Annotated in this window: 8 protein-coding genes; 3 read left to right on the forward strand and 5 right to left on the reverse strand. The window is 60.0% G+C overall.

Annotated features, from left to right (window positions below; genetic code table 11):
* Nucleotides 1–46 precede the first annotated feature (46 nt).
* Nucleotides 47–1,003 (reverse strand): DUF6807 domain-containing protein, encoded by a 957-nt coding sequence (locus HNR46_RS10400; RefSeq protein ID WP_184018495.1) that lies wholly within the window; start codon nt 1,001–1,003, stop codon nt 47–49.
* A gap of 278 nt (nt 1,004–1,281) precedes the next feature.
* Here HNR46_RS10400 and HNR46_RS10405 point away from each other — a divergent pair, with 278 nt between their 5' ends.
* The 3 genes from HNR46_RS10405 (at nt 1,282) to HNR46_RS10415 (ending at nt 3,046) form a co-directional block, all read left to right on the forward strand.
* A complete protein-coding gene (locus tag HNR46_RS10405) occupies nt 1,282–1,470 on the forward strand; it encodes a hypothetical protein (protein WP_184018497.1) in 189 nt (62 codons plus the stop codon).
* A gap of 81 nt (nt 1,471–1,551) precedes the next feature.
* Nucleotides 1,552–2,100: an RNA polymerase sigma factor gene (locus tag HNR46_RS10410; protein WP_184018499.1), complete on the forward strand. Its 549-nt coding sequence runs from the start codon at nt 1,552–1,554 to the stop codon at nt 2,098–2,100.
* Nucleotides 2,093–3,046, forward strand: coding sequence for a hypothetical protein (locus HNR46_RS10415; protein WP_184018501.1), 954 nt, complete (start codon nt 2,093–2,095; stop codon nt 3,044–3,046). The genes HNR46_RS10410 and HNR46_RS10415 overlap by 8 nt, the downstream gene beginning before the upstream one ends.
* Here the strand turns inward: HNR46_RS10415 and HNR46_RS10420 are convergent.
* From HNR46_RS10420 to HNR46_RS10435, 4 genes are all read right to left on the reverse strand, one after another.
* A complete protein-coding gene (locus HNR46_RS10420) occupies nt 2,963–3,919 on the reverse strand; it encodes a hypothetical protein (protein ID WP_184018503.1) in 957 nt (318 codons plus the stop codon). The genes HNR46_RS10415 and HNR46_RS10420 overlap by 84 nt on opposite strands.
* Complete coding sequence (locus HNR46_RS10425; protein WP_184018505.1) at nt 3,916–11,121, reverse strand: PA14 domain-containing protein; 7,206 nt, start codon at nt 11,119–11,121, stop codon at nt 3,916–3,918. The genes HNR46_RS10420 and HNR46_RS10425 overlap by 4 nt, the downstream gene beginning before the upstream one ends.
* A gap of 68 nt (nt 11,122–11,189) precedes the next feature.
* Nucleotides 11,190–12,914, reverse strand: coding sequence for an MbnP family protein (locus HNR46_RS10430; RefSeq protein ID WP_184018507.1), 1,725 nt, complete (start codon nt 12,912–12,914; stop codon nt 11,190–11,192).
* Nucleotides 12,915–12,957: 43 nt separating this feature from the next.
* Complete coding sequence (locus HNR46_RS10435; protein ID WP_184018509.1) at nt 12,958–14,547, reverse strand: alkaline phosphatase D family protein; 1,590 nt, start codon at nt 14,545–14,547, stop codon at nt 12,958–12,960.
* Between the last annotated feature and the right edge of the window lie 87 nt (nt 14,548–14,634).

Genomic DNA, 14,634 nt, shown 5'->3' on the forward strand with positions numbered 1-14,634 from the left:
CCCGAAGCCGGTCAAGGGGAAAACCCGGCGATTTTTAGGTGGAAGTTTACGAAGGATCCGACGAGTCAGTTTCGGCGAAGTCTTTCCAGGTGGCCTCCAAGCTCGCTGCGTCGGGGGTTCCGTGGTGCAGAAGGATGCGGTAGCGGAGATTTAAGGTTTCACCTTGTTGGAGAAGGTAGTCGCCACTTCCAGGGGCTTTTCCGTTTTCGAAATCGTGGATCCCAAACGGATTGGCAGCGAGCAGTCCGTAGTCCCGTGCGTGCCACCACGAGGGAAAACGAAGGTTGGAGGGATGGTCCAACATGGCGACGACGGCAGGTTCGCCCTTTTCATCAGGTCCATGGAATGCCACCCACTTGGAGCGTTTGCCCCAGCTGTCGCCATCGGTGCGGCCTTCGCTGTCAAGAATGCCTCCGCGGGCCATTGCGCCTTTGAGGCGAAGGGTGCGATCGACCCGGAGGGCACAGGTGCCTTCTTTTGTGTCGCCCAGAAGGGCATCTTGTCCAGAAGGTTGAAGTTGGCTGTGGAGGTCGATCCACCAGGTATCAGGGTCGGCTTTTCGAATGCGATAGGTGCGTGTTTCGGTGAGTTGGATTTTTCCATCGGCGACCCAATCGAGGTCGAGGATGAAGGTGGCGGATTCGGGGTCTGCTGAAAGTTCTCGAACGCCGCGAGTGCGGATTTCTGGATGGCCTTTTCCTGACCATGCCCAAAAGTCGTAGCCATTCACCGATCCGTGGGAGAACCACATGGACCGATGGTGGGGGTGATCCTTCTCCTCGCCATCGACACCCTCCTCGATCGGCCAATGCCGGGCCAAATTGGCTCCGGACGGACTGGGGAGAGGGTAAAGGTAGGGCACGCGAGATTCAAAGAGCTGGGTGACGGTCTGGCCGTCATCGAGGATTTCCACCCGGTCCTCGTGTTTTCGAATTTCAAGGGCCATGCTGGTCGCCGGCCAAGCGGCGATGCCTGAAAGGAGAAGCCATCGGAGTCGCAACATGAAGGCATTCAAGGGTAGATGAGGAAAAGAGCAAGAAGGCAGCGTCGGGTAAAGATTGCGAATGTTGGCTACTCGGCTGACTGAAATGACTGGCGATATAGATATTTAAGATAATAAAAGTATCTTAAAGTCAGTGAATTATGGCTTGCTCGAAGGTGTGATGTCGGGTTTTATCAAGGGCGTTCACCCACACCCGCCTGGACTTTGCCGGAGGCCCCCTTGCAAGGTCTGCTGGGAATTGTGGCTTTTGCCCAACCCCTATTTTACCCTCACCCACCATGAGCCGCGAGGCAGTATTGAAGCTTTCCTTTATGGGGAAAGCACCGTCAGACCGGAGTGATTTGTTCCGCATTCTCGATCTCGCTGAGAAGATGATGGATGGTGCCCAGCGCACCGATTCGGAGTCTGAGAAATCGAATGTTGAGAATGTGATTCCCTTCCCTCTTGCGGCGCAGAGTGGCGATTGATGTCGGGGGAAACTTCCCCGAAATAATGGGCCGATGAAGTTTCGGGAATAGGGATCCCCATGCGGACTCCCAGTGGAGTCCATGAGCGAATTCGAGGAATTGGTCGACGCCCATTACGAAGCGCTGTTTCGCTTCGCGCTGTCGCTGTCGAAAAACCGCGAAACCGCTGCCGACCTTGTTCAGCAGACTTTCTGCATCTGGGCCCAGAAGGGTGATCAGTTGCGAGATCGATCGAAGGCGAAGACCTGGTTGTTCACCACGCTGCATCGAGAGTTTTTGTCCCTAGCGAGGCGACGTCGAAGGTATGCCGACGGGGAACTCACGGAAGAGATCATCGAACGTACGGGAGCGGAGGAAGACGACTCGGAGCGCCAGATCGATGGTCAGCGAGCGCTGGAACTGCTCGGTGAATTGGACGAAACCTTTCGCGGTCCGATCACGCTGTTTTACTTGCAGCAGCATAGCTACAAGGAAATTGCGGAGATCCTTGGGATTCCTATTGGCACCGTGATGTCTCGGATTTCCCGAGCCAAGGACATGCTGAAACGCCGCATGACTCAGGAGCCGTCAAGCGCTCCCAAGAACATTCTCCAACTGCAACCCGAACACCTTCGCAAGCATCATGGATAGGGAAGAAGCACGATTCATCCTGCAGTCGTTCCGCCCCGACGGTGCGGATGTGACCGATGAACAGTTTGCCGACGCGTTGGCACTTGCTGCTGAGGATCCTGAATTGGGAGACTGGCTGGCGCGAGAGCGGGCAAGCGACGCTGCCTTTGCTGCGGCTCTGGGCAGTGTGACCTTGCCTGCGGGACTTCGTGAAGAGGTGCTCGCCTGCATTTCAGCGACCGGTGAGGAATCGGTGGAGCTGTCGATGGAGGATCGAATTTTGGCAGAGGAAGTTCAGGCCTGGCGTCCCCCTGTTGGGCTGCGGGATGACATCCTCCGTGCCATGACGCAGACGGAATCATCTCTGCCGAAGGTTCATGGCTGGAAGCGAATGGCTCTGCCTCTTTCCGCTGCTGCTGGGGTGGCCCTGGCTTTGGTGCTGACGCGGCCCACAGGGAAGGAGACGCCTGTTTTGACCGAGAATGACTCCTCTGTGGAGTCGAGCACGAGTCCTCTACCCGGTTTGCCAGTGGCGTTGGAAGCCGGTGCCACGGTGCCGATTGCGCACGTGGAAGACTCGGCCATTTCTGTTTTGGAGTCGCCAACGTTTTCTCTCGATTTGAGCAATCCGGATCACGAGGTGCTGTTTGATTTCATCCGTCGATCGGGGCGAGTATGTCCTGGGGGTTGCGTGCCCAAGGGATTGGAGCGGGTTCCAGGTGTGGGATGCCGAAAACTCGATGTGGACGGCAAGGAAGGTGCGATCGTTTGCTTCAAGCGAGGCGAGGGCGATGTGGTGCACCTTGTCGTGTTCCGGGAACAGGATGTGAAAGGTCAGTTACCTACCTGCGGGCATCCGAAGCTCGCGCGACACGGCGATTGGTCAGTGGCTCGCTGGCAGCAAGATGGGCGGGTGTTTTTGCTCCTTGGCCACATTCCTCGAGAGAAGCTCGATGAGCTGTTCTGATCCACGGCGCCGAACTCTCAACCGGTAGAATCGGAAACCAGTATCGGACGCGGAAAGCACGACTTTGACGTTTTCCAAGGAGTCGTGGAGGGGGTCTGGCGAGATCTCCAGTTGCTCCGAACCGAGGGGGTGCTGAGTCCAATCATGGAGGTCCTCGGAGGTTTCGAGAAACCAATCTGTGAGGTCGATGGCTTCGGTGAATCGATCGAATTGGAGGGCTTCAGCATCCAAAGAGATGGGGAGAGAATCAGGTTGGGCCGGATCGGTGCCAAAGGCATATTCGAGCAGTGCATTAAGGCCATCGAGATCCTTATCCGAGGCGTCCGGATGATTCAAAGGCAGGGCTTGCTTTAAGGGGCCTGAAAGCGTCGGAGAGGTCACGAGCGGATCGGTGATCGCAATGTTGACCGCATCAGGATTCTGCAAATCAGGAGAGCTGGTTTGACAGGAGAGCGTGCCGAAAGAAGGGAGAATCCAAGAGGCTGCGGAGAAGATCAAATGGGCCGATGCTCGCGAGAAGTCCCGGGCATCGAGCACCCAAATGTAGACTCGCTGACCTGCTTCGGTGACGTTGACGGGGACCGCTCCGGAGAAGGCTCCTGTAGAACCCTGCGGGGTGCCATTGAAGGTTCCGACGACCGTGGCGCCATAGGGGTGAAAGTGAGCGAGGAGATGAAAATGATCGCCTGCGGAGGCGATGACTTCTGCGACCTCAAGGTCAAAGGTGCCGATCATGACCTGACAGCCGATGGGAAGCTCCTGGCCGGTGGTTCCTCCTACGCCTCCTCCGGGTGCTTGGGCACCATAGCTAACATTCACCGAATCGGCGTGCAGGCATCCGATGGTGAGGAGGATCGGAAGGCGATGGATCATTCGGAGTCGGGGAGGTCGTAGCTGAAGGGTTGCTGTCGTTGCCACAAGCCGGGGTCGGTGAAGCGGAAGAGAAGCCACGCGCCACCCGCATCGATGGGCGTGGTGGCGGCATCCGTGGAATCGTTGCCGATCGCTCTCCATCCCTGTCCCCCCGGCAGCGAGTCATCTTTTCGGTAGTAGGGTTGGAATCCCCAGGGAGACTCCAAGTAAACGTGACTGTGATTGTCCCAATCGGGGCTCTCCAGAAAGAAGGATTCCAACCCCAAACTGCCGAGGGTGGCGTGCTCGACAGGAGTTTGACTGCCGACGAGCCGAGTGCCCTGGCGGATGACACGCACGCGGGGGCCAAGGATGACCTCCCCGTGAAACCAAAGATCAAGTGGAGATGACACAGGGTGCCTCAGAGTGAATCCTTCACCCGGCTCGATGGCATGGTTGGAGGTATCCAGGAAGGGATCGGCCATGGAGCGCCAGCCTGTGCCTCCAAGCCCACCACTGCGGAAATAGTAGTCTTGAAACAGTCCCTCGGAATCGGTGAAGGAGATCAAGTCGGCATCATCGGGTGTACCGGCAATGAGGCCCGACTCGTTATAGGGGCCGAAGAGGGAAGCCAAGGTGGCCTGGGGGCGGACCTGATAGGTTCCGGAACCGGCGAGGGCGAGGTGATCGACAATCGCTTCATGGGCAGTGCCGAGGAACAGATCGTTCTCATCATTGCCCGTGATCATCCCGAGGGATCCTCTTGCGGATCCGGAAGTGATGTGAACCTCGTGGCCGAGCCATTGGTTGGGGGTCCAATGCGCCTGATCATCGGTCAAAGTACTGCCATCTGTCGTGGTGAACTGGCCTCCAGCGACGGCGTCGCGGGCGAAGGGAGGCGCGAAGAGTTTTTGATGCCCATCCACTGGCTGTTTCAGCCAACCAAATGGAGCGGAGCGGAGAGTTTCGCCGGCAATGTCCACTGCGAGCCGAAGAAACCCAGAATCGAAAGCATACAAACTGGAACGCACCTCTTCCGTCCCATCGCCAACGTCGGAGATTTGAAGGTTCAGGATTTCCGGAGCGATGTCGCTGCCTCCGGATCCATTGAGATCGGCGATGATGCCCCATCCGTTCTCCAGATCGAGAGTGCCTTCGAGCCAGTAGGATGCGCCGGTTGGCGTGGGCGTGGGTCGACGAAAAACGAGGTCAAATCGTCGGGAACCATCGAGTTGAATGACGGCTTCCAGATGAGGGACGACCAGAGTTTGGTCGATAAATGAGTCGTGCTGGGGGTCGAGGCCAAGGGCAAATTCCAGCCCATCGGAAAGGGAGTCTGAATCGGTATCGGTTGCCGGAATCCCACCCAGGTCATGGAGGAGGACCCATTCGTCCCAACGGCCTTTGTCGGGCACAGGCGTGACTTGAAGGGACAGGAGGGAGGAAGAGGATCCCGCGGCAGTTGTCGCCACGAGAGTGCATTCTCGGGAGCTTTCGGGCGTGAGCGTTGCTGATGTTTCTCCGAGAACATCCTCGCCGTTTAGAGTCAGAGAAATGAGGGGGAAATCGCCGGGCTCGATCGCCCAGGTGAGCAGGCTAGGTTGGCCTGCCATCACGGGATTTGGGTTGGCTGAAAACTCAGTGATCGTCGGGAGGGCGGGAGCAGGGGCGGTGAGTTCGCTGTCTTCGATCTGAAGGAGATATTCGACCAGGTCGTCGAGATCTTGTGTGGAGATTTCGATACCGGCATGAGCTTGAATGGCGGAGTGGAGATCTGGGGCTGAACCGTCGTGGAGAAAAGGAGCGCCATCGAAGAGACCGCGGAGAGTGGGAGTGTCGATCCCGGTGAGGGGCTCTCCCAATCGTTGGCCGCTGCTCGGTTTTAGGGTACCGATGTCGTGCCAAGGAATGTCACCGGAGTCCGTGAAATTCTCTCCTCCGTGGCACGATGCACATTGAGCCGTGAGGAAGACCTGCCTCCCGCGATCTCCAGCGGGGGTTCTCTGGCCATCCTGTTGCCGGTAGGGGCTGGAGGAGAACTGGGAAAGGGACGAGACATAGGCGGCCAAGGCATCGAGGTCGTCACTGCGTCCGGCGTTGGGTTCGCCCAGTGGAGGGTGGACGGCTCCGTCGATCAATCCGTCGCCGCTCGCCAGGTCGCGAATCTGGTTTTCGAAATCCTGAACTTCGTCGAAGTTTCCGGACCAATGGAGAGGGCCATGGCGGGTTCCGGCGCGCCCGCGGAGATCGATCGTATTGCGCAATCCTTCGCCGAATCCGGAGAAGTCCCACACGCGACCATCGTGTCCGCCATCGTTGTGGCAGGATGCACAGGAGATATAACTTTCCCGACCGAGCCGGGTGTCCTGAGCGTCGTAGAAGAGTTGCTTGCCGCGCAGTAGCTGTGGGGAGAGAGCTTCGTTTTGGACCTCACCGAGCGTTGCCAGGTGGGAGGCTCGCGGGAGCCCAAAGTTGATGAGGTCGGCGACGGCGTGAAGCGAGACCGTGCGGCTCATGAAATTGTGGGTAAAAAGGACGCTGCCGTCTGGCGAGAGAGCCAGACCCTGGGGTGCGAAGCCGACCGGAATGCGGAAGATTTCTGCACCTCCGTAAACGTCGATCACAGCGACTTCTCGTGAGCCCTCGAGCGCGACAAAGAGGAAAAGCCCAAACGGATCGAAAAGGGCCGTCGAGGGCATCGCGGCATTGTCGTGGTCGATTCGCCGTTCCGGAAGTTCGAGGTGCGTCGAGAGATCGACGACGGAGGTGATGGCTCGCAGGGTTGCGTCGTGGTTGAGTTGGAGACCATCGCGAGAGGTTCCCCGCTGAAGATTGTCTTGTTTCGAGGGAATCCAGGCGAAGTCCCCGGCCGGCGAAAGGACGGCCGGGCCGAGGTAGTTGGGGATGCCGCGGGCACCGCCGCCGGAGTCGGGTCGCTGGGACGGGCCGAGGAGGGTGGTTCCCAGAAGCGTGAGATCGTTGGCGTCGAGGCGTAGCAACTCACCTCCACCTTGATCGGGAGAGGGTTCGATGGTGGCCTCCTCGGGCACCGGAGGACTGATGTAGCGAGTGACGTAGACCGTCTTGCTGTCACCGCTGATGGAGAGGTGGCGGGGATGGGGGCCGATTTCGACAAGATCGAGGATCTCTCCGCTCGCTGGATCGATGCGGGCGACCTGCCCAGAGGCCTCGAATACGACGAACGCGGCTGAGCCATCGGGTGCAAATGCAAGGCCGAATGGCGCCACGCCGCGGGGCAGGTCAAGGGTTCGGGTGACGGTGAGAGCATCGGGATCAAGGATGGTGATCGTGGAATTGCCTGCGTTGGCGACCCACAACGAGCCATCGGGGGCGAAGGCAAGCGATCGGGGTTGGGGGCCGGTGGGAATCTCTGCCAAAATGGCCCCGGTGGCGGTGTCGAGACTGGAGACGGAACCGTTGTCGGGATTGACGTTCCAGCAACTTCCAGGGCGGACTTGGATGGCTTGGGAAACCGTGGGTCGGCCTTCGGTCGGGACGGGGCGAATGTTCTGGTAGAAAGTGGTGGTGGTCTCGGTGCCGTTGGCGTCCAGAGCGGTGAGGCTCACCCTATACCGCCCTGGGTGCGTGAAGGCATGTTGCGCGGAAGGAATGGAGGTCGTGATTTCCTCGGAATCATCGCCAAAGTTCCAGCGGTAAGTGAGATGGGTTCCTCCAGAGGCTTGGATGGAGAAATGGACTGAGCTATTGACCCAGTCGACACCCGAGAGGGGAGCTTCGAGATTCGCCTCCGCATGGATTTCCCAGAAGAAGGATACCGAGGTGGAGGCCCCGCTGGAATCGGTCGCGGTGATCTCGACGGACATCGCCATCGGTGTCGTGGGAATGCCGTGGATTTCTCCCGTGGTGGGATCCAGGCTCAATCCTGCAGGCAGCCCGGTGGTCGAAAATGTGAGTTGATCGCCGTCGGGATCCGTCGCTTCCAACGGCAGGGTCAGGGCGGTGCCAACGGTGTGCGCTCGGTCGGCAATCGCCGGGATCTCCGGCACCCGATTGGCGGCAAATGGGGAGAAAAACGAACCGGCAATCGGAGTGATGTCGACTTCTTCCGGGCGTTTCCAAGCGAGGTGGATGTAGTCGCTTCCGGTGCCCTCGACGTGGAGGATTTCCACATAGTAGCGATGCCCAGCGACCAGCGGCAAGGGGCTCGATCGCTGAGTGGGGGAGTGATTCCAATCTTCGAGACCGGTGGGCTCTTGCGTGACTTGGGCGACCGTCAGTGCATGCTCGGGCAGATCATCCGGGCTGATTTTGAGTTCAGCGCGTTCGTCGGCGGAGAGGTAGAGCGTGTAGTCGCCGGTGGTTGGCGCGTGGAGATAGCCCCGGAGGCGCGAGCCATAGGCATCCCCGGAGTCAACAGCGACGGGGAAGCTCGTGATCTCTTCCCGGATGTCCGGATCATCGGGAAAGCCAGGATGATGGAGTAAGTCACTGAGCTCCGTTCCCGTGAGCGAGGTCCAAACTTCTCGAAGGAGCGATCCTTCACCTTGGCCCGGCAGTCGGATCGTCCACGTAAAGTGATCGCGATCGGTAACCACGCCGTTGAGGAGAATTTCGATCTGCACCGTGAATTCTCCGGTGGCGGAAGGCGTTCCGGAAACCACGCCGAGGTTGGCATCGAGGGTAAGGCCATCGGGGAGTCCGCTGGCTGCATAGGCAATCCCGGTGGAGTCTCCAGGCTGGAGAGGTAGGGCCAATTGGCTTTCCACGCCGACCACGCCGATTTGGTCGGTGAGAGCAAGAAGTGAGGGGATGCCGACGACGCGGCGCAGATAAACCTCAGAATCTCCGCTTCGATCTGCGGACCAAATCCAGTGGGCGGGAGTGCCCGAGGGGAAACCGCGAACCTGGCCGCTCCAGGGTGGTGCGCCGAGTGCCCCATAGTCGGTGGCCTCCGCCCAGTTGGAATCGTCGAATCCAGGTTGTTGCCAGCCATCGGCAGCGATGGAACTCACCTTCCATCCGGTATCGGTGGAGAACGATTCACCGTCGACGGTGAATTGACCGATGACGCCAGCCAGTTCGTCCGCACTGCGGGCATGGATGGCCAAGGTGGCTTGCTTGCCAGCGGTGAAGGCTGTGCGCAGCGCGCGCGAGGCATCGGTTCCAATGGAAGTGAGTTGCCCATCCACGAAAAATTCGGCACGTGCCCCTGCCGCCATCACCGCTTCATTGTCAGGGCGGATGGATCGCAACTGAGTGGAGGGGATCACTGCCTGAGGCGTCCGTGGCGACGACCATTCGAGGTGGATGAGTGCATTGCCACCTGTTTCGCGATGCTCGAGGCTGAGGGATACAGGGACCCCTGCCTTCAAATCGATGCTGGCGGTCTGGATGAAATCTCCTGAGCCCCTTCCATTGTCGATCCATGTTGTGCCGTCGACGGTCAGTCGCACGCCTTCATCCGAAGTGACGTGAAAAGTGTAAGTTTCGCTGAACTCGGGAATCAACCAGCCGCTCCAACGGATCGACCAGGTGTCGGCGTCAAGGATTCCCGGGAGGGGCGTTTTCTCACCAAAGTCGAAGTGGATCTCGGGGTCGATGCGGGTGAATGCGAGGTCGGTGAAATTCGTGTCTGCGTAGTAGTTGGCGAGCAGTCCGCCGGTTGGTGCTTCGGGGGATTCTTTTACCTGAATGATGGATGCCGGGGAGTAGGTGTCATTCTCATCGAGAGCGAAGAGCATCCAGAATCCCGGAACCATGACATTGGCGTTCGGGTGGGCGACGAGTTGGTAGTGGCCCGGGGAGGGCTCGGCGAAGGGGATCGGGAGGAACCGCTGATCGGTGGAAAGACCATGGGTCGTCGCCATCATCCGGATCATGGTGAAACGCTGAAGTCCGGGGGTGGCGGCGACTTTGAAGACGGAACCGAGCGTGACGGAATCCGGTGCGGACTGGATCTCCGGGCGAGTGGCGGATGGACCCTCTGTGGTGAAGAGGGAAGGCGGGGTGAAGAGTTGGGCATCGGTGTGAGTGGTCGGCGCCACCGGGTTCGAGACTTCAAAGCCTCCTCCACCGGAGAACACTCGTCCATCGGGCAGGAGAAGTGCGGTGGAATGGTAGTTGCGGGGGACTGCCATGTCGGCGAGCGATCGCCAGGTGCCTGTGGCGGGGTTCCAGATTTCCGGGGTGAGGATGGAACCTTCGTCGCTGAATTTGAGGCCAGAGGTGTTTCCTCCGATGATCAGGACTTCGCCGGTGGGAAGCACGATCGCATTCTGAAAGCGCCGGGGGTGGACCATGGGCTGAGTCAGTGCGACCGTCGGCGGGGTGGTGTTGAGATCGACGGTGTAGCAGATGGTCGACGAGCTATTCGAGTTCGTGAACGAGGCGGATCCACCCGCGACGAGGAATTTTCCGGAGTCGTACATCACGACACCTGCGTGCTTGGAATAGTATCCGCCCGGGACTTCGAGTTGGGCTGAGGTCCGTGATCCACGGCCATCTGGAGAGACCCAGTGCATCTCCCGCGTGGGCCCGAAGTGGAAGAGCCGCCCGTCCGGAGCGACGAAAAGGTAAGGCCACCAGTCGGACTCAAAACCATCGGCCCCGGCGACCGGCTGCCAGTTGATGCCGCCGAGGCGTTGCCAGGTGTCGGTTTCCGGGTGGTAACGTTCAGCGGTATTCGGCCCTCCGCTGCCGGAGACGGTGAAGACATCCCCGTCCGGCAGGGCGACGCTGGTTGGATACCAGCGGGGATCAAACATGCTTTGCACCTTGCCCCAACGGTTTTCCCGCCAGTCATAAGTCGAAGAATCTCGGGTGGTGAAACGACCACCGGTGGTCTGCAGATTGCCATCGGACCGGAGCACGAGATGGGCGCAGAACATCTCGTGGTCGAGATGGAGGTCGCTGGAAAAGCTCCCGTCTCCAGGGTCCCAGAGGGCCCATTGGGTTTGATGCTTGGTGCCGGGCCAGTGGCTTGGTTCTTGTCCGGAAAAAGTCAGCACTTTGCCGGTCGGGAGGGCGGCGACGGAGACGGGAGTGTGGGGCCATGGGAGGATGTCACTCCATTGTCCGGCCTGATCGGAAGGGCCGGGGGCTGAGGGCTGCCCGTCAAATCCCGGCAATAATGCCGCGGCCTCCGCCCAGAAGGCATCGTCTTCTGCGTGGGAATTGGGGTCGGCGAGCACGGGGAGAATGCTGGCGACCACTGCGGGGAGCAAGAGGTGGCGAGGGGACATTTTGGGGGCAAGGGGTCAGCGAGCCTAGGGGGAGAATGCGTAAATTTTCCTTACGCGATCGCGTAGGTTCAGGGTGGGGGTGTTTGGGCAAAGGCGGGATCGTCCAGTGTGCGGAGGAAGGCGGCGAGGTCGGCCTTGTCCTGTTCGCTCAAGCCGAGGCCTTGGTGCTTGGAGAGATTGGGATCCAGCGTGGGTGACGGATGAACGCCAGAGTTGTAGTGCTCGATGACCTCTTCGAGCGTGGCGAAGCGTCCGTCGTGCATGTAGGGAGCGGAGAGCCCGACGTTGCGCAGCGAAGGGGTTTTGAATTTGCCGAGATCGTCCTCCTTGCCGGTGGTGGCTGCGCGGCCACGATCGTTGGGAAAAGAGGAGTCGATACCGTTATTGTGGAAGTCGTGATCCGTGAACAAGGCTCCCCCATGACAATGGAAGCAATCGGCTCCGCGCAATTGGCGGGCGGGATCGTTTTCCGTGATGAAGAGCTGGAAGCCGCGTTTCTCGGCATCGGTGAAAGTCTGTTCTCCGCGCATGGCCCGGTCGAACCGTGAGTCCTGAGAGAGGAGGGAAAGAAGGTATTGCTCCAGGGCGAGGCCGAGACGTTCGCGAGACACTCCCGGGGAGCCAAATGCGGCCGCAAAGGCCTCGCCATAGGGAGCCTCGAGCTTGGCGGGAAGGCTTTCCAAAGCCTGGCCCATTTCGTCGGGGTGTTGAATGGGATCGAGCACCTGATCCCGAAGCCGAGTGGCGCGACCATCCCAGAAAAAACTTGGCGACCAAGCGAGATTGAAGAGGGCCATCGAATGGCGAGCCGGTGAGCGCCCGTCGATGCCGCGGCTTTTGGCCAGTGGATCGGAGAAGGCCGACTCGGGATGATGACAGGAAGCACAAGAAAGGGTGCCGTCGCCCGACAATCGGGGGTCGAAGAAGAGGGCTCTCCCTAAGGCCACGCCTTCCCGAGTGAGCGGGTTGTCCGCGGGTAGCTGGACCTGTGGGAAGCGTGCCGAAAGATCGAGACGGAGAGGCGTGGTGCCGGGGGGGGCATGCGTGGCCGGGGCCGCCGATGCGGACTGCCGGTAACCGGGGCGTGAGTCGAGGAAATGAAAAGCGTGCTGAGTGGCGCGAGCGATCTGTGGGGCGAGAGGATCTCCCACGCGTGAATGTGTGCTCGGGGGAGCTGTCTCCAAATCGAAATCGAGCAAAGCATCCAGATCCAAGCCGAGGCGGAGGGTCTGGTCCGCTGCGGGGAACTTCACCGGAACGGTGATTTCCACATGCTGAGGGTCATTCCCGATATGATAGGAAAAACCTCGATCGGCGGCGGATGGATTTGCCAAGCGACCCTCAAGGGCGAGGAAGATGAATCCCGATTGCCACTCCCAATGCAGGCGGTTGGCGGTGGGATGCAGTGGATCATCGACAGCAAAAAGCGCGGGATCGGCATGGTTGATTTCCGCCGGCGGGCCCAAGTGGAAGCGCACCGCTTGCATGGTTTCCGCAGGCAACCCGCGAAGAAGGGGCGAACGGTCCGCTTCGGTGGCACTGAAGAATCCGTCCCAGCGTGCAAGGGGCAGCCAACGGCCGTCGGCTCGTTGGAAGGTGATGTCAGATATCAGAAGGTCGGCGCGGGAGATGGCGACCCCGCCACGAACCTCCGAGGTCAAGGGGACATCCCCACGCAGAAAATCCACCTCCACCCGGATGTCCTTGGTTTCCTGCGCACGGAGAGACGCAGGAACCAGGAGAAGTGGGACGAGGGGAAAGAGTGGGAAAAACAGGCGGAGGGCGCCGGGCACGGCAACGATGGTAACATGCCGGTCAAACGCCCTCCGAGGCCGCTTAGGCGGGATGCATTTCAGTGTTTTCGATGACGAAGGACGCCGGGGTGTCGATCGGGGAATGAGGCCGGGAAACGTACTCGACCGACCGATAGTCGGTGCGCCATTGGTCGGGACGGATCATGCAGCTGACGTAGCCACGGCGGTTGCCATGGTACTTCACGCAGGGATTCTCTGAAATGAGGTCGTCATAGTACTTGGGGCGCTCGACGCCGTCACCGCCGGAGGTGATCGAGGAGCAAACGAACTCGTGGCCGACGACCTTGTTGGATGCTGGGTCGAAATCGGTGAGCAGTTCGTTGGCCCAGTGGTTGTGGATATCCCCGGTGATCACGACCGGGTTGGAGATTTTCCGCTCGTCAAAAGCTTGAAGCAAGTGGCGACGTTCGAACTCGTATCCGGGCCATTGGTCCATGGAGTAGGCTTCCGCTTCTCCCGCCTTGCGATCGGCGCGTGCCATCATGACCTGTTGGGCCAAGACGTTCCAGGTGGTGTTCGAGGCAGTAAGCCCTGCCAGCAACCACTCGCGCTGCGCGTGGCCGAGGAGAGTGCCTTCTGGATTCATTTCGGCGGGGCTTGGAGGGCGAAGGCCGTCACCTTGGGGCTGGTCCGTACGGTATTGGCGGGTATCGAGAACGTGAAAATTGACCAGCTGGCCGTGCTGCAGGCGGCGGTAGAGGCTCATGCCGGGACCTTTGGGAACACAGGCGGCGCGAAGTGGCATGTGTTCGTAGTAGGCTTGGTACGCGGCGGCGCGACGTTGCAGGAAGGCTTCATGTTCGGCAGGACCTTTCTCCTCCGGGATATCGCCTGCGTAGTTGTTGTCGAATTCGTGATCGTCCCAGGTGACCACCCAAGGAGCCGCTTGATGCATCGCCTGTAAGGCGGGATCGCATTTGTATTGGGCATGGCGGCGGCGGTAGGCATCGAGGGTCTTGATTTCCTTCCCGGAGTGGCGGCGGACTTGGCCGTCGCGACTGGAACCCTCGTAGATGTAGTCGCCGAGGTGGAAGACGATGTCCGGGGCTTCGGCCAACATGTGTTCGTAGGCGTTGTAGAAGCCGGTCTCGAAGTGCTGGCAGGAGGCGAAGGCCATGCGCAACATCGAGGTTTGCGCTGCGGTTCGATCGGGCGACTCAAGAGTGCGGGAGCGACCGATGGGGCTGATTTCCGCTCCCGCCTTGAATTGATACCAATACCAGCGGTCCGGACGCAGTCCGGTGACTTCGACATGGACCGAGTGGGCCCAGTCGCGTTGGGCCACGGCGGTGCCTTTGGCAACGACCTTGGTCATCGCTTCGTCTTCGGCGACCATCCAGTGGACTTGGATGGCGTCTTCGATCACTCCGCCATCGGCCAATGGTTGAGGAGCCAGTCGGGTCCAGATCACGAAGCCTTCATGATCCGGTTCTCCCGAGGCCACACCGAGTTGGAAGGGATAGTCGGTGAACGACGGATGGTGGGAGATGCGATCGGTGGCGGCTACGGCGCGGCCCGCGGTGAGGGCGAGGAGGAGGGAAGCGGAGCCGCCAATGAAGGAACGGCGGCTGTGAAGGGTGGGCTGAAGTGGGAACAGCGGTGGGTTGGACATGGCGGGCATTCCATGCCGTGGGCAAGCCGCGGAGCAACCGACGATATCTTCGCAAATGGAGGCTGGACGCCGAGCCCGATTGTCGGA

The organism is Haloferula luteola, from assembly GCF_014201715.1.
In the GTDB taxonomy this organism is placed as follows: Bacteria; Verrucomicrobiota; Verrucomicrobiia; order Verrucomicrobiales; family Akkermansiaceae; genus Haloferula; species Haloferula luteola.

What these genes read in the sequence shown, in the direction of transcription:
- HNR46_RS10400 (WP_184018495.1), bottom strand. Translation starts at nt 1,003, where the DNA reads ATGTTGCGACTCCGATGGCTTCTCCTTTCAGGCATCGCCGCTTGGCCG.
- HNR46_RS10405 (WP_184018497.1), top strand. Translation starts at nt 1,282, where the DNA reads ATGAGCCGCGAGGCAGTATTGAAGCTTTCCTTTATGGGGAAAGCACCG.
- HNR46_RS10410 (WP_184018499.1), top strand. Translation starts at nt 1,552, where the DNA reads ATGAGCGAATTCGAGGAATTGGTCGACGCCCATTACGAAGCGCTGTTT.
- HNR46_RS10415 (WP_184018501.1), top strand. Translation starts at nt 2,093, where the DNA reads ATGGATAGGGAAGAAGCACGATTCATCCTGCAGTCGTTCCGCCCCGAC.
- HNR46_RS10420 (WP_184018503.1), bottom strand. Translation starts at nt 3,919, where the DNA reads ATGATCCATCGCCTTCCGATCCTCCTCACCATCGGATGCCTGCACGCC.
- HNR46_RS10425 (WP_184018505.1), bottom strand. Translation starts at nt 11,121, where the DNA reads ATGTCCCCTCGCCACCTCTTGCTCCCCGCAGTGGTCGCCAGCATTCTC.
- HNR46_RS10435 (WP_184018509.1), bottom strand. Translation starts at nt 14,547, where the DNA reads ATGTCCAACCCACCGCTGTTCCCACTTCAGCCCACCCTTCACAGCCGC.